Annotated in this window: 19 protein-coding genes and 1 pseudogene; 6 read left to right on the top strand and 14 right to left on the bottom strand. The window is 65.4% G+C overall.

Features of this window, described 5'->3' with window-relative positions; translation table 11 throughout:
- Nucleotides 1-83: 83 nt before the first annotated feature.
- From QHG62_RS21445 to trpE, 8 genes are read right to left on the bottom strand one after another with little or no spacing between them, the layout of a single operon-like run.
- Nucleotides 84-791: a uracil-DNA glycosylase gene (locus tag QHG62_RS21445; RefSeq protein WP_281147681.1), complete on the bottom strand. Its 708-nt coding sequence runs from the start codon at nucleotides 789-791 to the stop codon at nucleotides 84-86.
- Nucleotides 788-1,588, bottom strand: a complete 801-nt coding sequence (trpC, locus tag QHG62_RS21440) for an indole-3-glycerol phosphate synthase TrpC (RefSeq protein WP_281147680.1) — start codon at nucleotides 1,586-1,588, stop codon at nucleotides 788-790. The genes QHG62_RS21445 and trpC overlap by 4 nt, the downstream gene beginning before the upstream one ends.
- 26 nt (nucleotides 1,589-1,614) lie before the next feature.
- Nucleotides 1,615-2,637, bottom strand: a complete 1,023-nt coding sequence (gene trpD / locus QHG62_RS21435; RefSeq protein ID WP_281147679.1) for an anthranilate phosphoribosyltransferase — start codon at nucleotides 2,635-2,637, stop codon at nucleotides 1,615-1,617.
- 19 nt (nucleotides 2,638-2,656) lie between these two features.
- Nucleotides 2,657-3,316, bottom strand: coding sequence for a LysE family translocator (locus QHG62_RS21430; RefSeq protein ID WP_281147678.1), 660 nt, complete (start codon nucleotides 3,314-3,316; stop codon nucleotides 2,657-2,659).
- Between the two features lie 16 nt (nucleotides 3,317-3,332).
- Nucleotides 3,333-4,391: a low-specificity L-threonine aldolase gene (gene ltaE / locus QHG62_RS21425; protein ID WP_281147677.1), complete on the bottom strand. Its 1,059-nt coding sequence runs from the start codon at nucleotides 4,389-4,391 to the stop codon at nucleotides 3,333-3,335.
- Between the two features lie 5 nt (nucleotides 4,392-4,396).
- Entirely contained in the window at nucleotides 4,397-4,981 is a 585-nt protein-coding gene (locus QHG62_RS21420; RefSeq protein WP_281147676.1) for an anthranilate synthase component II, read from the bottom strand.
- Nucleotides 4,978-5,370 carry a GxxExxY protein gene (locus QHG62_RS21415; protein ID WP_157611819.1) on the bottom strand — a complete coding sequence of 131 codons (393 nt, stop codon included), beginning with the start codon at nucleotides 5,368-5,370 and terminating at the stop codon, nucleotides 4,978-4,980. The genes QHG62_RS21420 and QHG62_RS21415 overlap by 4 nt, the downstream gene beginning before the upstream one ends.
- Nucleotides 5,367-6,869 (bottom strand): anthranilate synthase component I, encoded by a 1,503-nt coding sequence (gene trpE / locus QHG62_RS21410; protein WP_281147675.1) that lies wholly within the window; start codon nucleotides 6,867-6,869, stop codon nucleotides 5,367-5,369. Before trpE ends, QHG62_RS21415 begins: the two co-directional genes overlap by 4 nt.
- A gap of 324 nt (nucleotides 6,870-7,193) precedes the next feature.
- Here trpE and QHG62_RS21405 point away from each other — a divergent pair, with 324 nt between their 5' ends.
- Entirely contained in the window at nucleotides 7,194-7,796 is a 603-nt protein-coding gene (locus QHG62_RS21405) for a chalcone isomerase family protein (protein WP_281147674.1), read from the top strand.
- A gap of 40 nt (nucleotides 7,797-7,836) precedes the next feature.
- Here QHG62_RS21405 and gph read toward each other — a convergent pair whose 3' ends face one another.
- Nucleotides 7,837-8,565, bottom strand: a complete 729-nt coding sequence (gene gph / locus QHG62_RS21400) for a phosphoglycolate phosphatase (RefSeq protein ID WP_281147673.1) — start codon at nucleotides 8,563-8,565, stop codon at nucleotides 7,837-7,839.
- 255 nt (nucleotides 8,566-8,820) lie between these two features.
- On the opposite strand from gph, the pseudogene QHG62_RS27840 reads away from it, so the two are divergent.
- Nucleotides 8,821-8,925: pseudogene (locus tag QHG62_RS27840) on the top strand (ESPR domain-containing protein); the annotation flags it as partial.
- Nucleotides 8,926-8,943: 18 nt separating this feature from the next.
- Complete coding sequence (locus QHG62_RS21395) at nucleotides 8,944-13,674, top strand: autotransporter domain-containing protein (protein ID WP_281147672.1); 4,731 nt, start codon at nucleotides 8,944-8,946, stop codon at nucleotides 13,672-13,674.
- A 33-nt stretch (nucleotides 13,675-13,707) separates the two neighbouring features.
- Here QHG62_RS21395 and QHG62_RS21390 read toward each other — a convergent pair whose 3' ends face one another.
- Together QHG62_RS21390 and QHG62_RS21385 are read right to left on the bottom strand one after the other, a co-directional pair.
- Nucleotides 13,708-14,190 (bottom strand): ferritin-like domain-containing protein, encoded by a 483-nt coding sequence (locus tag QHG62_RS21390; protein ID WP_281147671.1) that lies wholly within the window; start codon nucleotides 14,188-14,190, stop codon nucleotides 13,708-13,710.
- 180 nt (nucleotides 14,191-14,370) lie between these two features.
- Nucleotides 14,371-14,658: a hypothetical protein gene (locus tag QHG62_RS21385; RefSeq protein ID WP_281147670.1), complete on the bottom strand. Its 288-nt coding sequence runs from the start codon at nucleotides 14,656-14,658 to the stop codon at nucleotides 14,371-14,373.
- Between the two features lie 203 nt (nucleotides 14,659-14,861).
- Here QHG62_RS21385 and QHG62_RS21380 point away from each other — a divergent pair, with 203 nt between their 5' ends.
- Both QHG62_RS21380 and QHG62_RS21375 read left to right on the top strand, forming a co-directional pair.
- Complete coding sequence (locus QHG62_RS21380; protein ID WP_281147669.1) at nucleotides 14,862-15,245, top strand: translation initiation factor IF-2; 384 nt, start codon at nucleotides 14,862-14,864, stop codon at nucleotides 15,243-15,245.
- 18 nt (nucleotides 15,246-15,263) lie between these two features.
- Complete coding sequence (locus tag QHG62_RS21375) at nucleotides 15,264-15,491, top strand: hypothetical protein (RefSeq protein ID WP_281147668.1); 228 nt, start codon at nucleotides 15,264-15,266, stop codon at nucleotides 15,489-15,491.
- A gap of 13 nt (nucleotides 15,492-15,504) precedes the next feature.
- Here QHG62_RS21375 and QHG62_RS21370 read toward each other — a convergent pair whose 3' ends face one another.
- Both QHG62_RS21370 and QHG62_RS21365 read right to left on the bottom strand, forming a co-directional pair.
- On the bottom strand, nucleotides 15,505-15,957 hold the full coding sequence (locus QHG62_RS21370) for a hypothetical protein (RefSeq protein ID WP_281147667.1): 453 nt from the start codon (nucleotides 15,955-15,957) through the stop codon (nucleotides 15,505-15,507).
- 26 nt (nucleotides 15,958-15,983) lie between these two features.
- The gene (locus QHG62_RS21365; RefSeq protein WP_281147666.1) at nucleotides 15,984-16,379 is read right to left on the bottom strand and encodes a hypothetical protein; all 396 of its coding nucleotides are present in this window, start codon (nucleotides 16,377-16,379) and stop codon (nucleotides 15,984-15,986) included.
- 288 nt (nucleotides 16,380-16,667) lie between these two features.
- Between QHG62_RS21365 and QHG62_RS21360 the strand changes: the two genes are divergently transcribed.
- On the top strand, nucleotides 16,668-17,111 hold the full coding sequence (locus QHG62_RS21360; protein WP_281147665.1) for a beta/gamma crystallin domain-containing protein: 444 nt from the start codon (nucleotides 16,668-16,670) through the stop codon (nucleotides 17,109-17,111).
- A 37-nt stretch (nucleotides 17,112-17,148) separates the two neighbouring features.
- On the opposite strand, the gene QHG62_RS21355 is transcribed toward QHG62_RS21360, so the two are convergent.
- On the bottom strand, nucleotides 17,149-17,829 hold the full coding sequence (locus QHG62_RS21355; RefSeq protein WP_281147664.1) for a response regulator: 681 nt from the start codon (nucleotides 17,827-17,829) through the stop codon (nucleotides 17,149-17,151).
- Nucleotides 17,830-17,939: the final 110 nt, after the last annotated feature.

The following is a 17,939-nucleotide window of genomic DNA, read 5'->3' as shown; positions in this document are numbered from 1 at the left end:
CGGTTTTGTGACTTCACAGAACCTCCAGCACCAATAAGACGCAGGAACTGCACGAGGCGAACTGGCGGGAATTATCCGCGAAATCAATCACCCTGCTGGTGCGCCTCCCGCCAGGCACGCGCTTCGCCGAAATGCCCGCAGCCGATGAAAGGCACCGGCGGGCGCATCGCCGAAAGCGGCGAGGGGTGGTTCGACATCAGCACCTTGTGGCGGTTGATGTCGATCAACGCGCGCTTGCTTTGCGCATGCGAGCCCCACAGCATAAAAACAACAGGTTTTGCACCGTCGGATACATGCCGGATGACTGCATCGGTCAGCACCTCCCAACCGCGCCCCGAGTGGCTGGCCGGCTGCCCCTCTTCCACCGTGAGGCAGGTGTTGAGCAGCAGCACCCCATGGGTTGCCCAGTTCACCAGGCTGCCGCCCGGGCTCGGAAACGGCGGCGGAGGCGTTCCAAGGTCGCGCTGAAGCTCCTTGAAGATGTTGCGCAGCGACGGCGGCAGCGCCACGCCGGACGCCACCGAAAAAGCCAGTCCCTCCGCCTGGCCGCGCCCGTGGTACGGGTCCTGGCCCAGGATGACCACGCGCACTTCTTCGGGCGGGGTCAGCTCCAGCGCCCGAAGGGGTTGGGGCGGGAATATCACGGCCCCGGCATCCAGGCGCTCACGCAGAAAGCCCAGCAGCTTCTGCCCGACGATGCCGCCGAAGAAAGCATCGACCAGCGGCCGCCAACCCGGCGCCACCGGCCAGTCGGCAGGGTTGCTGCTCGACAACTGATCGGGCCGGCTCATTTGAACAATGCGGCGAGCGCCTCGCCCGGCTCCTTGGCGCGCATGAATGCTTCGCCGACCAGAAAGGCATGAACGCCGGCCGCACGCAGGGTGGTCACGTCTTCACGCGTGGCAATGCCTGATTCCGTTACTGCCAGCCGATCGGCCGGCAACCGCGGCAGCAGGTCGATGGTGGCCTGGATCGACACCTCGAAGTTGCGCAGGTTGCGGTTGTTCACACCGATGAGCGGCGTCTTGAGCTTGAGCGCGCGGTCGAGTTCGGCCGCATCGTGCACTTCGACCAGCACCGCCATGCCCAGGCCGCGAGCAATGGCTTCGTAGTCTTTCATTTGCGCGTCGTCGAGGCAGGCTGCAATCAAGAGAATGGCGTCGGCGCCCATCGCACGCGATTCGTACACCTGGTAGGGGTCGACGATGAAATCCTTGCGCAGCACAGGCAGGTCGCACGAGGCGCGCGCCTGCTTGAGATAGTCGACGCCGCCCTGGAAAAACTGCCTGTCGGTCAGCACCGAAAGACAGGCGGCGCTGATTTCGCCGTCACCCTCCGCATAGCTCTGCGCGATGTCGGCCGGAATGAAGTCTTCGCGCAGCACGCCCTTGCTCGGGCTCGCCTTCTTGACCTCGGCAATCACCGCGGCGTGGCCGGCGGCGATCTTGGCACGCAGGGCACCTTCGAAATCACGCGTCAGCACGCGGCTTTCGGCGTCGAACCGCACGGCTTCGAGCGGGCTCTTCTTCTGCGCCGCAGCAATTTCCTGCCGCTTGACCGCAATGATCTTGTCGAGGATGTCGGACATGTTCTGTTTTCGTCTTTAGCGGTTGTTCAAACCGTTGTTGAGGCCTTGACCAGTTCGGCCAGCTTGGCCCGTGCCGCGCCGGAGGCCACGGCCTCGCGCGCGCGCTCGATGCCGGCAGCCATCGAATCGGCCACGTTCGCGGCATACAACGCCGCGCCTGCATTCAGCAGCACGATGTCGAGCGCCGGCCCGGCGTGATTGTCGAGCACCCCCAGCAGCATGGCCTTCGACTGCTCGGGCGTTTCCACGCGCAGCGTGCGGTTGCTCGACATGGCAAAGCCGAAGTCTTCAGGGTGCAGTTCGTACTCGCGAATCTCGCCGTCCTTGAGTTCGCCGACCATGGTGGCGGCGCCGAGCGAAATCTCGTCCATGCCGTCGCGGCCGTACACCACCAGCGCGTGCTCGGTGCCAAGCCGCTGCAGCGCGCGCACCTGAATGCCCACCAGGTCGGGGTGGAACACACCCATCAGGATGTTCGGTGCGCCCGCCGGGTTGGTCAGCGGCCCCAGGATGTTGAAGATCGTCTTGATGCCGAGCTCCTTGCGCACCGGCGCCACGTTCTTCATGGCCGGATGATGGTTGGGCGCGAACATGAAGCCGATGCCCACCTCTTCGATGGAGCGCGCAATCTGCTCCGGCTGCAGGTTGATGTTGACGCCCAGCGATTCGAGCACGTCGGCGCTGCCCGACTTGCTCGACACGCTGCGCCCGCCATGCTTGCTCACCTTGGCGCCCGCGGCCGCCGCCACGAACATCGAGCACGTCGAAATGTTGAAGGTGTGCGAGCCGTCGCCGCCGGTGCCGACGATGTCGACCAGGTGCCTGGTGTCCTTCACCGGTACCTTGGTGGACACCTCCCGCATCACCTGCGCCGCGGCGGTGATCTCGCCGATGGTCTCCTTCTTGACGCGCAGGCCGGTAATCAGCGCCGCCATCATCACCGGCGAGCACTCGCCGCTCATGATGAGCCGCACGATGTGCAGCATTTCGTCGTGGAACACCTCGCGGTGCTCGATGGTGCGCTGCAGCGCTTCCTGGGGGGTGATCATGAAAGTCTCCTCGGTGTTTTCAGGGGCCGACGCGGCCGGCCGGCGCGTCCGTGAATGCAAGCTTGAGGCCGAAGCCGATGAACAGCACGCCGGCCGCGCGATCGAGCCAGTGCATGCCTTTTTGCACCGCGCTTCTGCGCGCCATCCAGCCCGCGAATGCGGCCCATCCCACGACGATGGGAATGGAGTTCAGATTGAACAGAACGCCCAGCATGACGAAGTAGAGGCTCTTGTTGTCGGCGTCGGGTGCGATGAACTGCGGCACGAACGCGAGGAAGAACAAGGCCACCTTGGGGTTCAGCACATTGGTCCAGAAGCCGCCCAGAAAGATGTCCTTGAGCCCGCGCTCGGCGGAGCCCGCGGCAGCCGCTTGCATATCGGCAGGCGGCTTGGCGCGCGACAGCACCATGCGTACGCCCAGGTACAGCAGGTATGCCGCTCCCACGTACTTGAGCACGGCAAAGGCCGCCGCCGAGGTGGCCAGCAGCGTGCCGACGCCGATGGCCGCCGCGAAGATATGGACGAAGCAGCCGGTGAGAACGCCGAACCCGCCCACGATGCCGGCGCGCACGCCCGAGCGCAGCGAATTGGTCACGATGTAGAGCACATCCGGCCCTGGCGTGAGGTTCAGCAGCCAGCCGGCGGCGATGAAGGCGAGCAGATGGGGAAGATCGGGCATCGCGTCCTCGCTGGCGTCAGGCTTTGAAGAAGGCGCGGATCGCGGCCACGGCGCGATCGACACCCGCTTCGTCCACATCGAGGTGCGTCACGAGGCGAAGGCGATACAACCCCGTTGCCAGGATGCCCTGGCTGTTGAGGCTCGCGATCAGCTCCGCCGAACGCGCTTGCGCCGCGCCGGTGAGGTCGGCAAACACGATGTTGGTGTGCGGCGCCTCGACCTTCAAGCCATCGATGCCTTCAAGCCCCTGTGCCAGGCGCTGCGCCAGCGCATGGTCCTCGGCAAGGCGATCGACATGGTGGTCGAGCGCGTGCGATGCCGCCGCGGCGAGCAGCCCCGCCTGCCGCATGCCGCCGCCTGCCATCTTGCGAATGCGGTGCGCCCGCGCGATGAACTCGCGCGACCCCACCAGCGCCGAACCGACCGGCGCACCCAGGCCCTTGCTGAAGCAGACCGATACGCTGTCGAAGCACTGTGCGATTCGCCGGGCCTCGGCCCGGACATCGCTGCGCTTGTTCAGCGCAGCCTGCGCCGTTGCCGCATTGAAGAGCCGCGCGCCGTCAAGGTGGCGCTGCAATCCCTTGGTCTTCGCAAGTTCCGTCGCGGCTTGCACATAGTCGAAGGGCAGCAGCTTGCCGCCCAGCGTGTTTTCCAGCGCCAGCAACTTCGTGCGCGCGAAATGTGCGTCGTCGGGCTTGATGGCCGATTCGATCTGCGCCAGCGGCAACGTGCCATCGGGCGCATGGTCGAGCGGCTGCGGCTGCACGCTGCCGAACACCGCGGCGCCGCCGCCCTCCCACCGATAGCAGTGCGCCTGCTGGCCGACGATGTACTCGTCACCACGCCCGCAGTGCGAAAGAATGGCGCACAGGTTGCTTTGGGTGCCGGTCGGAACGAAGAGCGCCGCTTCGAAGCCCAGCAGCGCGGCGATCTTTTCCTGCAGCGCATTCACGCTCGGATCGGTGCCGAAAACGTCGTCGCCGAGCGGCGCCGCCATCATGGCCTCGCGCATCGCCGGGGTGGGTTGTGTGACGGTGTCGCTGCGCAGGTCGACGATGGAGGAGCGGTCGGTCATGGCGGTCAGTCCAAAAAGTTCTTGAGCATGGCGTGGCCGTGCTCGGTGAGGATCGATTCAGGGTGGAACTGCACGCCTTCGATGCGCACGTCATGCGCAAAGCCGGTGTGCCGCACGCCCATGATCTCGCAGTCGTCGGTCCATGCGGTAATCGCCAATTCCTTCGGGCAGCTTTCGCGCTCGATTGAAAGCGAGTGGTACCGGTTGACGATGAACTTCTCGGGCAGCCCCGCGAACACGCCCTCTTGCGTGGTCGTGATCTCGCTGGTCTTGCCGTGCATCAGTTGCTGCGCACGAATGATCTTGCCGCCAAAGGCCGCGCCAATGGCTTGGTGGCCGAGGCACACGCCCAGAATCGGCAGCTTGCCCGCAAAGGCCTCGATGGCCGCCACCGACACGCCCGCCTCTGCCGGCGAGCAAGGCCCCGGCGACACCACCAGCCGGGTCACGCCCGAAGCGATGAGTTCGCCGATTTGTGCAACGGTGATCTCGTCGTTGCGGTGCACCTGAACATCCGCACCCAGCTCGCCAAAATACTGGACGATGTTGTAGGTGAACGAATCGTAGTTGTCGATCATCAGCAGTTTCATGGCTTGCTCACAATCCGGTGCACGCCCTTGACCACGGGGAACACGTTGAAGTTGATCAGAAGGCCCAGCTTGAGGCCCGAGAGACGCAGCGCGGCAAGCACCTGCGCGCGGTGCAGGTCGGTCAGCACATCGACCGCCTTAAGCTCGACGATGACCGACTGCTCCACCACGAAGCCCGCGCGGTACACCTCGCCCAGCGAGCGGCCCTTGTAGCTGGCCGAAAGCGCCACGCCCTGCGCAAAGCCGATCTCGCGCTCGGCGAGTTCGATGGCCAGCGCGGCGGCGTAGGCGTCCTCGTTCAGGCCGGTGCCGAGCACGCGCTGCACCTCGACCGCGGCGCCGATGATCTCGTGCGAAAAGTCGTTTTGAATATCAGGCACGTTGCTCATTCCAGCCCCTCCTCGACCAGTTCGGCGGCACGCAGCAATGCGCGCGCCTTGGCTTCTGTTTCTTTCCACTCCAGCTCGGGCACGGAATCCGCCACCACGCCAGCCGCGGCCTGCACGTGCAGCATCTGGTCTTTCACGATCCCGGTGCGAATGGCAATGGCCACGTCCATGTCGCCCGCATAGCTGATGTAGCCGCAGGCGCCGCCATAGAGGCCGCGCTTGGTGGGCTCCAGCTGGTCGATGAGTTCCATTGCATGCACCTTGGGCGCGCCGGTCAGCGTGCCGGCCGGGAACGTGGCCCTGAGCACGTCGATGGCGGTCATGCCGTCGTTCAGCGTGCCTTCGACGTTGCTCACGATGTGCATCACGTGGCTGTAGCGCTCCACCGCGAAAGCCTCGGTCACCTTCACGGTGCCGGTCTTGGCGATGCGGCCGATGTCGTTGCGCGCAAGGTCGATCAGCATCACGTGCTCGGCGCGCTCCTTCGGGTCGTTGATGAGTTCTTCCTCGGCGGCCTTGTCGAGCTCCAGCGAAGCGCCGCGCGGGCGTGTGCCGGCCAGCGGGCGGATGGTGATCTTCTGCTCGCCCTCGCCCGTGTTCTCCTGGCGCACCAGGATCTCGGGCGAAGCGCCCACCACGTGGAAATCGCCCAGGTGGTAGTAATACATGTACGGCGATGGATTGAGCGAGCGCAGCGCGCGGTACAGCGACAGCGGCGATTCGGTGTAGCGCTTGCTGATGCGCTGGCCCACCTGCACCTGCATGAAGTCGCCGGCGGCAATCATGTCCTTGGCCCGCTCCACGGCCGCAAGGTAGTCGGCCTTGGCAAAGCTGCGCTCAGGCGGATGCGGCTGCGTCGGCTTGACGATGGGCGCGCTCACCGAGTACTTGAGCTTTTCCTTCAGCTCGCGCAGGCGGCGCTTGCCTGTCGCATAGGCCTCGGGCTGCTTCGGATCGGCATAGACGATCAAATACAGCTTGCCCGAGAGGTTGTCGATGACGGCCAGTTCCTCGCATTGCAGCAGCAGGATGTCGGGGCAGCCCAGCGCATCGGGCGGGCAGCTTTTTTCAAGCTTGCGCTCGATATGGCGCACCGTGTCGTAGCCAAAGTAGCCCGCAAGGCCGCCGCAAAAACGCGGAAGCCCCGGACGCAACGCCACCTTGAAGCGCTTCTGGTATTCGGCAATGAAATCGAGAGGATTGCCCGCGGCGGTTTCGACGACCTGCCCATCGGTGACCACCTCCGTCACGGCATCGGCGCCGAAACCGCTGGCGCGCAGCAGCGTGCGTGCAGGCAGGCCGATGAAGCTGTAGCGACCGAAGCGCTCGCCGCCCACCACGGATTCGAGCAGGAAGCTGTGCTTGCCGCCGCCCTGGGAGTGGGCCAGCTTGAGATAGAGCGAAAGAGGCGTTTCGAGGTCTGCAAAAGCCTCGGCCATCAGCGGAATACGGTTGTAGCCCTGGGCGCTGAGGCTCTTGAATTCAAGTTCGGTGATCACGGATTCGTTCTCCAATTGCCTCGCGGCGCTTCTTGGCCGGCGGCAAGGTCATTCACGGGTGGTCCGGCGTCTGCAGCGATCCGGTACCGCGGGCGCACGGCGTGCGCCGTGCAATCAAACAGTCAGCGATGTATGGCTACGCCAGGGCCAGGCTCCCCGGCTGCCTTGACCTGTTTGAATGATGTGATGAACGAACATGGAGCATGGAGTTTAGCCCACGAAAACGCCGCCGCGTGCAGCTCTGGCCTTCAGGGTTCCCCCGAGGGGCGGGAGTAAAACGAAAAGATACATTCGAACGATCGTTCGCAAATCGAGGAGATCCACGTGCCTTTTCTTTCGGTCCCGCCCCTGTTCTCCCGCCTTGCCGTGCTGGCCTGCGTTGCGGCAACCGCGCTTGGTGCATCGGCCGCACAGGTAGACGTAGCCGGCGTCAAATTGAACGACACCCTCGACCTGCGCGGCAGCACCTTGCAGCTCAACGGCGCGGGCGTGCGCTACAAGGCGGTGTTCAAGGTGTACACCGCCGGCTTCTACGTTGGAAAGAAAGTCTCCACGCCCGAAGAGGCGCTGGCGGCGCCAGGCCCCAAGCGCGTTGCCATCACCATGCTGCGCGACATCGAGGCCAATGAACTCGGCAAGCTCTTTACCAAGGGCGTGGAAGAAAACTCGCCCAAGACCGAAATGGTCAACCTCATTCCGGGCCTGCTGCGCATGGGCCAGATGTTCGCGGACCAAAAGCAACTCAAGGCCGGCGACACCTTCACCATCGACTGGCTGCCGGGTACCGGCACGCTAATTACCGTGCGCGGCGTGCCTCAGCCCGATCCGATCAAGGAACAGGCGTTTTTCAATGCGCTGCTGCGCATCTGGCTCGGCCCCGTACCGGCCGACTGGAAACTGAAGGACGCGCTGCTCGGAAAGCAGTAGCCCGGCAAGCAAGCAAGCCAGCACGCGCCGCGCGCGCTTTTCAGACCGCCGCGCGGCCCAGCTCGGCCAGCGAATCCACGAAACCGTCGGCGTCCACGCCGCGCACCGGTTCGCCGTGGTTGTACCCGTAGGTCACCAGCACCACCGGGCATCCGGCGGCACGCGCGGCCCTGGCGTCGTTGCTCGAGTCGCCGATCATCAGCGTGCGCGCAGGCTCGGTGCCCAGCGCCTCGCAGGTCTTCAGCAGCGGCAGCGGGTCGGGCTTCTTGCGCGCGAAGGCATCGCCGCCGAACGCGAATTCGAAGAATCCATCTAGCCCTTTTGCAGCCAGCAACGGCGTGGCGAACGAGGTGGGCTTGTTGGTGAGGCACGCCAGGCGCAGGCCCCGCGCCCGCAATGCCCGCAGGCCCTCGGCCACGCCGGGGTACACCGCCGAGTGTTGTCCGTTGATGGCCAGGTAATGGTGCTGATAGCGCTCCCAGGCGCGGTCGAAAAGAGCCTGCGCCCGCTCGTGCAGAGCGTTCGCGCCGGCAGCCGAAGCCGCTTCGCCGCCAGAAGCCATGACATGCGCGAGCGCTGAAAGAATCAGGTGCTCCGATCCCTTGCCCACCATTTTCTCGATGGCGGCCGGCGGCACCGGCGGCAACGAAAGGTCGCCGAGCATGTGGTTGAGCGACACCGCAAAGTCGCCGAGCGTGTCGACCATGGTGCCATCGAGATCGACGATGGCGGCGTCGAAGCGAGTGAGGTCGAAGCCAATAGAGTTCAAGACGAATAACCAGAGCTGAAAAAACCGGCCCTCACTTTAGCGAGCCGCCGGGGCATTCCGCGTCTTCGGCGTTTGGCGATTGCGCCCATTCAGAAGCATAAAGTTGCACAGTTCATAAAAGGTAACATATCGGCCGTTCACCCAACGGGCGTTCTGCTCTGGCTGGACACCGCCCCCCCTGATCAGCGGGGCAACAGTTCAACCTACGCGCAGCCTCATGAGGCACTCGCGCGCCTGCTGGAGAGGAACCCGCCGATGAACCGGATCTACCGCATCGTCTTCAACTGCTGCACAGGCATGTGGCAGGCCGTCAGTGAAACAGCGCACGGGCGCCAAAGAACAGCCTCGTTCGGCGATGCAAGCCGAAGCCGAAGCCGAATGGCATGGCCCCTGCGCCCGCTGGTCGCAGCTGTGGGCTTGGCGCTGGCGCAAGCCGCGAGCGCGCAGGTGCCAGGGGGCGGCGTCATCACGGGAGGCAGCGGAACAATCGATCCGCTGGACGCAACGATGGTGTTGGTCGATGCGACGACGAGCCGGATGGCAATCGATTGGGGAACCTTCGATCTGGGACCAAACCCTGACTCCGAGATCATCTTCAGCCAGTTGAGCCCTCAAGCAACCGTACTCAACAACATCAACTCGACCACTGCAAGCCAGCTCGGGGGTATGTTGACATCCAACGGCCAGGTTTTTCTGCAGAACCGGATGGGGCTCTTCTTTACCGGTACGGCGAGTGTCGATGTCGGCGGGCTGTTGGCCACCTCACTGATCATGACGCCCAGCAATTTCATGGGCGGCGGCTATACGCTGGAAAAGGCCAGCGGATCGTCGGGAATGGTTGCGAACCACGGCTTCATCAATGCGTCTTCCGGCTCGGTAGGCCTGCTGGGCGCCGGCGTTTACAACAGCGGTACGATCGTCGCCCCATACAGCATCGAACTCATGGCCGCCGACAAGGCCATGCTCCTCCCGGAAGGAAACGGGTTCAGCGTTATCGCAACCGGCGCATTGCAATCGCAACTCAGCTACGAGGCCGTTAAAAACACCGGCACGCTGTACGCGCCGGGCGGACGCATCAGCCTGAAGGCACATGCGGAACCCGGCATGTACAACGCTCTCATCACAAACGACGGCGTCATCGATGTCGCGTCCGCCAACGGCAATTCCGGGTCGGTCTCTTTCGTCGCCCGCGGGGCCGATCAACTTGCCGTCTCGGGCGGCGGGAGTGTCAATGCAAGGAACGGCACCGTCAGCTTCGATGTCGACAGCAACGTCGCGCAAAGCGGTACATACACTGCCGGCACGTTGAGGGGTGTCATTTCCGGCGACGCGACCTTTTCAAGCGGCAAAAACGAGATCGACGTGCTGAGCACGCTGGACGTGTCGGGCAATCTGGACCTGCACAATGCGGTCCCGCTGACCCAGACAGGCACGCTGTCGGTCGGTGGCACCAGCAAATTCGAGATGAGCGGCCATGACCTGACGCTCACGAACGCCGCAAACACTTTCGGCGGTGCGGTCACGGTCAATGCCGCCAACGTGGCCCTGACCAGCAGCGGTGCACTCAGCTTGCAGGGCGCGGTGTCCGGCGGCCTGAATGCGCGCACCGCCGGTGCAATCACCCAAAGCGACGCGCTCGCAGTCAACGGCCAAAGCATCTTCGACAGTTCCAGCTCCCCGATCGCGCTGATCAATGCGGGCAACGACTTCGGCGGCACCGTCTTCTTGAGCGGAGGTTTCACGCAGATCAGCGACAGCAACGCGCTGGCACTCGGAACAGTGGCCACAGGGGATCTCACCGTCACGAGCAAGGGCGCATTGAGCCTGGGCAGCGGCGTCGTCAACGGCAAGCTGACGGCCGTCAGCAATGGAAGCGACGTCGGCCAGGCAGGTTCGATCACCGTCGCAGGCAATGCCTCGATCAATGCCGGTGCGGGTGCGATCACGCTTTCAGAGGCCGGCAACGACTTTCAGGGTGCTGTATCCCTCATCGGCACAACTGCCCGGGTACGCAACAGCCGCGACCTGACGCTCGGCGCGGTCACCGTGACCAAGGGGCTTACGCTCAATGTCAATGGCACGGCCTCCACCACCCAGGCGCTTACGGCTGGCACGGTCGCCGTCGATGCAGGCACGCTGCGCGTGGCGCACGAAGTCACCACAAATGCGGTGCAGGTGGGCAACGGCGCCGCGCTTACGGGCACCGGCGCCATTTCGGGCGCGGTCAACGTGGCTTCGGGCGGCACGCTGAGCGGCATTGCGGGCTCTACGCTGACCATGGGTGCGCTCACCCTCGACAGCGGTGCAACCGTGGACGTGACGCTGGGCGCGCCCGCCGCGGCCAGCCTGTTCAAGACCAGTGCTCTGACGCTGGACGGCACGCTCAATGTGCACGACATCGGCGGCTTCGGCGCGGGCGTGTACCGGCTGTTCGATTACACCGGCCCCCTGACCGACCACGGGCTCGACATTGGCAGCGCGCCTGCAAACGGCGTGCTGGGCCTGCAGACCGCCGTTGCCGGACAAGTCAACCTCGTGAACGTTGCCGGCCAGCCCCTGGTCTTCTGGGACGGCGATGCGGCAGGCACCGCCAACAACAACGTGGTCAACGGCGGCAGCGGCACCTGGACGGCCACCTCCGCCAACTGGACCACGGCCGGCGGCAGCCTCAACGCCAGCATCACGCCCACGCCCGGGTTCGCCATCTTCCAGGCCGCACCCGGTACTGTCACGGTGAGCGATGCCCAGGGCCCGATCGCCGTCACCGGCATGCAGTTCGCGAGCGACGGCTACCGGCTCGAGGGCGATGCAATCGCGCTGAGCGGCGCGCACGCCATCGTCCGCGTGGGCGACGGCAGCGCAGCGAGCGCCGGCTACACCGCCACCATTGCCAACAGCCTCACCGGCGCTGCGCGGCTGGAGAAGACCGACGCGGGCACCCTGGTGCTGAGCGGCGCCAACAGCTACACCGGCGGCACCCTGGTAAGCGGCGGCACCCTGCAGGGCACCACCACCAGCCTGCGCGGCGACATCGTCGCCAACAACTCCACGGTCGCCTTTGTGCAGGACGCGGCAGGCAGCTTTGCCGGAACACTGAGCGGCAACGGATCGCTCCGCAAGGCGGGCAGCGGCACCTTGACACTGACAGGCTCGCACACCTATGCGGGCGGCACCACCATCGAGGCCGGCACGCTGGTCGGCGGTGCAAACAGCTTTGGCAGCGGCGCCATCGCCAACCAGGCGGCATTGGCGATCGACCAGGCCAGCGACGCGGTGTTCGCCAACAACGTTTCCGGCAGCGGCAGCCTGACGAAGACCGGCGCGGGCACGCTGCGCCTTTCGGCCGCCAACACCTATGGCGGCGGCACCACCATCGAAGCGGGCACGCTCGTCGGCAGTACCCGCAGCTTCGGCAGCGGCGCAATCGTGAACCGTGGCGCGCTGGTGATCGACGAGGCGTCGGACGCCGTGTTCAGCAATGCGCTCTCCGGCAACGGCAGTGCAAGAAAGACCGGCGCGGGCCTGGTGACTTACACCGGCGACGGTTCAGCCTATACCGGCACATTCAACATCGACGGCGGTGCGTTCTCGGTCAACGGAACGCTCGGTGGGCAGATGGTCATCGGCAGCGGCGCAATGCTCAAGGGCACCGGCCATGTGGGCAGCACCACGCTGGCTGCCGGCGCAACCGCGGCGCCGGGCAACTCCATCGGCACCCTGCGCGTCAACGGCGACCTGGTGTTCCAGCCCGGGTCGGCCTACCAGGTCGAGCTCGATGCTGCAGGGCACAGCGACCGTATCGACGTAACGGGCAGCGCCACGCTGGGCGGCGCGTCCGCCACGGTGCTCGCGGCCAACGGCAACTGGGCACCGGTGACCCGCTACACCATCTTGCGCGCCGAGGGCGGCATCCTCGGCACCTTCGGCGCGCTGTCGTCGAACTTCGCCTTCCTGACACCGTCGCTGAGCTACGACGCGCAGCAGGTCACGCTCATGCTCGAGCGCAACGATGTCAGCTTTCCGCAGGTCGGCATATCCGCCAACCAGCGCAGCGTCGGGCAGGCCGTCGAGCAGCTGGGCGCGGGCCCCGTATACGGCGCAGTGCTGAAAGCCGATGCGATCACCGCACGCAGCGCGTTCGACAGCCTCTCGGGTGAAATCCACGCAACGCTGCGTTCCAGCCTTACCGAAGACAGCCGCTTCCTGCGCGATGCGGGCCTTGCGCGGCTGCAGCAGGCCGGCGGCTCGGCCTCTGCAGCCAGCGGCCTGCGCGTTCGCGAAAACGAGGCTGGCGACGGTGTGTGGGTCCGCGCGTACGACAGCAACGGCCACGCTGACGGCGATGGCAACGCGGCCCGTGCAAAACGCAGCGCGAGCGGCGTGCTCGTGGGGGCCGATCGCCGCGCCGGCGACTGGCGCGTGGGCCTGATGGGCGGTGCAAGCCGCAACCGCACCCAGACCGCCGAACGAAACGCGAGCGCTTCCGTCGACAGCTACCACCTGGGCCTGTACGGCGGAACCCGCTGGGGCGCACTCGCGCTGCGCACCGGCCTTGGCTATGCGCGCCACGACATCGAAACGCAACGCAGCGTCGCATTCACAGGTTTTGCCGATGCCACGCGTGCCGACTATCACGCCGACACGGCGCAGGCCTTCGGCGAACTGGGCTGGCAACTGCGGGCCGGGAGCGTCGATCTGGAGCCGTTCATCGGGCTGGCGCACGTGCGCCTGCGCAATGGCCACTTTGCGGAATGCGGCGGCGCAGCAGCACTGCTGGGCCAGAGCGAAAACTCGAGCAACACCTACTCGACCCTGGGCCTGCGTGCAGGCAGCAGCTTCGAAGTAGGCGGAGTGCAAGTGGCTGCACGCGGCATGCTGGGTTGGCAACGCGCTTTCGGCGACGTGACTCCGACGGCAAGAATGGCCTTTGCCGCCGGCCCCGCATTCACGGCAGCCGGTGTGCCTCTCGCGCAAAACGCGCTCGTGGCGGAGGCCGGCGTGGAAGTAAAGCTGCAGCCCGCATTGACGCTCGGGTTGTCCTATGCCGGGCAACGCGGTGACGGCACCCGGAACAACAGCCTGAAGGCCGACCTGCTCTGGCGCTTCTGAAAAAGCCCGGCGCAGGCGCCCTACTTCGCTTGCTTACTTGCTGGCGCGCATCTGGTCGCGCAACTGCTTGATCTGGTCGTGGTTGCGTTGGGCGCCGTCGGCCTGCTGCTGGATGATTGCGCGCACGTCGGCGGGCAGGTCATTCTTCAGCGCCTTGCGATATCGCGCCACCGCCGCGTCTTCACCACGCTCGCACTCCTCCAGCATCGAGAGTGCGCTGTTTGCGCCCACCGAGCCCTTCACATGCACCCAGCCGCGATGCATGGCGCCGCTCACGGTGCCGCCATCGTCGGGCGAGCCGCCGAAACGCCTGACCAGTTGAACCAGCTCGGCTGCCGCCTTGGCGCATTCCGCCGAGCGATTCTGGAACACCTGCTTGAGCTGCGGAGACTCCACTTCCTCCGCGCAGGCGCGGAAACCGTATTCACCGTCCCGTGTGTTTTCGAGCAGATCGTTCAGAACTTCGACGACGTCTTCGCTGTTCGCGGTTTCGGCAGTGTTCGTGTAGTTGGCCATGGAATGACTCCTTCGTTGGCCTCATGAAGAGGCGGGTTGAAAATTGCAGCGCATGCGTGCCCGGAGGCGGCCGCATTGCGCTGGTCCCAGGACAGATGGTGTTCGCGCGGATCGGGATCCATGTCGGCTTCGCCCGACGCCGCCTGTAGGGGTTCTTCGGGGCGTCGATGCCGCCTCGGTTCATTCCTCGCGAAACGGTTTTTCGGGCCGGCCCGGTTGGCTGTAGGGCGAGCTGCCGTGGTTGTCGGTTTCGCCCACGCCTGCATCGCCCGGCGTCGGCGGCTTGCGCCGGCCCGTGACTGCAGGGCCGTTGTCGGGCTCGACGGGATCGCCGTTTTCCGCCGGCGTCCTGGCCTCGCGCTTCATGCTTTTCTCCGCGGGTGTCGGCTTGCTGTATGCAGCCGAAGCGCCCCAATCGGCCTCGGCGTCCGGCGTGGCGGGTCGGGCTTTGGTCGTTCGTGTGGTCACACGGTGTCCTTTCTGCCTTTCGAAAACTTCACCGTGCCCCGTGCCGGGGCGCCCGTGCGTAGGAAAGCGTCGCGTTTGCGGCGCAAGCACGCGGCAATCGGCCAGGCAGGCACGCAACCGGCGCAAGGACGGTGCGCTCGCCTACAAGAACCGCATCTCGTTGCGCGAGAGAAAGAAACCTTCAGCTTTCGAGGAATTCATTCATGGCCAACCAGAAAGACAGCCGCAGCGACAGCGACGCAAGGCGCTTCGATCTGCGCCTTTTCACGATGTACGGCTTCGCTGCCACATTGCTGCTTGCCGCAGCAGCAGTGGCCGCGCAGCCCACCGGCAACCCCAAGGGAACGCGCCCGCCACCCATCAGCGACTCGGCCGAGCCTCAGGGCGCGCGCCCGGCAGACCAGCCCCGCGGCGACATCGACCAAGGCAAGCTGGGCGCCGACAAGGGGCCCGCCAGCGCGCGCACGCAAACCTCGCGCCCGCCATCGAGCGGCAACCCCGGTGGCATTGCACCCACGCGCGATGGCGACCCGTCGAAGGAGCAGCGCGGCAGCAACAAGCGCCATGCGCAGCCCGCGCCGCAATAGATGAACAGCGAACCAGCCATGACATCCACCACGCAGATCGATGCCCGTATCGCAGGCCCTGTCGAATTTCGGGCGGGCGACGGGCCGCAACTGAAGATTCCGGAAGGAAACTGCCAGGTCCTGATGGCGGACGACAGCGTCGTTCTCACCTGGACCGAGGGCGGCCAGTCGCTGACTGCGGCCATACCGAAGATCGAATTCGACCGCTACATCGCAGACGGCGCGATCGTGCTCGGGCGGGGCTGAATCCCCGTCTTGCTCAATCGCGCACTCTGGGCTCGGTGTCGATGGCCTGTGTGTACCAGGCAGCTTCCTCTTCGGTCATGGAGCCTTCGAGTTCGGCCAGCTCGAGCTGCTCGAAGTCGTAGGAAATCCATTCGAACAGGTGCGACTTCGGCATTTGGTCGAGGCTTTCGCAATCGCTCCACGATTGCAGCCGCGTGGGGGCGCTCTCCAGCAGCATGCGAAGGTAGAGCGCGCGCGCAACCTTGATCTCGGCAATCTGCCGCGGGTCTTCGATCACGAAGCGCAGTTCTGCCAACGCCTGCTCGCAGTGCAGCACCCGGCGATGTGCCTCGCCGATGACCGCTTCGGCCTCTTCCGATTCTTCTGCCCGCGCATGCCAGGCGCGGGCAAACTCACGCGCAATGCGTGCATAGGCGAGCTGCTGGAGCCCCTGGAGCGCGCAATCGAGTTGGCGATGCATGGTCATGGCGGTGTCCGGCGAACGGCCCGGGTTCAGGCGAGACTGTCTTGGTCGTCTTCATCTTCCGGCTCGCCTGCCTCATCGGCCAGCTCGTCCGGCATGGCCACGTCCTCCAGGCCGCCGGATGCAGCCGCATCGGCCGCGCTCCCAGGCACGATGCCCACGCGGTCCGGCAAGATGTCCGCGTCGGGCTCGACGGGCGGCGCATCGGCCGATGCACGCTCGCCGGTGCCTTCGGCGTCGCTGCTGCTTTCATGCGCCACCGGAATGGCTCCCTCGGCGGCATCTTCAGGAATGGCAGAGCGCTCGCGCGAGGTTCGCACATCGCTTCCGCTGTCGCTCGTGTCGCTGGGGCCGAGGCTGTCGACGTCGGTTCCCTTCGGTTCGGCCGGTACGTGGTCGCCTCCCAGAATGCTGCTCGTGGCCATGGCTTCCTTCACTTCATGAAAAAAACGTTGATGAACAAGATGGGCCAGTGGTCTATGACCCTTTCGTTCAGACTGGGCAGCCACGGCCCGCCTGTGCGTAGGAAAGGCGCGCATACGGGCCGCAGTCATTCGCGAAGATTGCGCCTGTGGGTGGGTACCCCGTGGCGGCTCGGAGACAAGACAGGGCGACGGGAGCTTGGGGCCTGCTCCTACGCGCCGGCCGGCCGGGGTAGGTAGCCTCGCGCTTTTCGCTCTCCACCCCACCTGGGAACTCCATCCATGCAGAACATGAAGAACCTCCGCTACCTGATGATTGCCGGCGTCGTTGCGCTCGGCGCCTGCGCCAATACCAACACCTCGGCGCCAAGGTCCACCGCTTCCGCCGAGAACAAGCCCGACCCGACCATCCTGCTGGTGCCGGTGCGCATCGAAGACCCCGCCCTCGCTTCGGGCTGCTGGGCGCAGTTCTACACGGGGCGCAACTTCCAGGGCGACATGCTCACGCTGGTGGGCCCCGCCGAGGTCCAGAGCATGGACCGGGGCACTGCAAGGCAGTTGAAGCGCGACATCGACAGCGTGAGCGTCGGCCCGCGCGCAACGCTGCAGGTGTATGAACACGCAATGTTCAGGGACCGCACCGTCAATTTTCCGGCCAACAGCCGTGAAGGCGGCCTGATGCGCAAGCTGGGCTTCGGCGGACGGATCGAGGCAATGAAGCTCAGCTGCTCCTGAACGTTCTCAGGAAAGAAGGAAGGCAGACTGGCAAGCCTCAGGCTTGCGCTTCTGTCAGGGCCTGCGCGGCCACCACCGCCTCGGTGCGGTTGCGCACGTTCAGTGCCCTGAAGATTGCGGCAAGGTGAATCTTGACCGTGCCTTCGCTGATACCCAGGCTGCGGCCGATGAGCTTGTTCGGCTTGCCTTGCGACAGCAGCTGCAGCACCTCGACCTGGCGCTCGGTGAGCACGCTGCGCAGGTGCTCCAGCGTTGCGGACGATGCGCCGCCAGAGCGCGCGTCGCCGTTCTGCGTGGGCGCCACGCCGGCCACGATGCCGGGCGGCAGCGCCGTCAGCATCATCGGCGGAACATACACGCCGCCTGCCAGCACCAGCCGCACGGCGGACAACATCACTTCCGGCGAATAGGCCTTGGGAATGAAGCCGAGCACCCCCCGCTCGAGCGCGCTGCGCATGATGGCGGGGTCTTCGTAGCCGGAAAGCACGATCACCGGCACAGCCGGATGCCTGCGGCGGATTTCGTCGATGTGGGCCTGGCCGTCCGCGCCAGGCATGTTGAGATCGATCAGGGCCAAATCGAGCTCGTCGGTTGCCCCGGCAAGCAGTTCGTCGACGCTCATGGCCAGGACGAACTCGATGCCGGGCTCCAGCTCCGACAACTTGGCTTTGACCGCCTCGATGACGAGCCGGTGGTCGTCGGCGATCAGGATTTTCATGGCATGTCCCAGTGTCCCAGCGTGCATTGAATTCAGCGGAAGCCGAAGATACCGGCGATTGCCCCGCGCAGCAATACCGCGTTGACCCCCGAACGGCATAGACCCCAAGC

Origin of the sequence: Variovorax paradoxus, assembly GCF_029919115.1 — a bacterium.
Classification (GTDB): Bacteria; Pseudomonadota; Gammaproteobacteria; order Burkholderiales; family Burkholderiaceae_C; genus Variovorax; species Variovorax paradoxus_O.
Note: the sequence above shows the minus strand (reverse complement) of the source record. Positions and strands in the feature narration are given on the sequence as shown.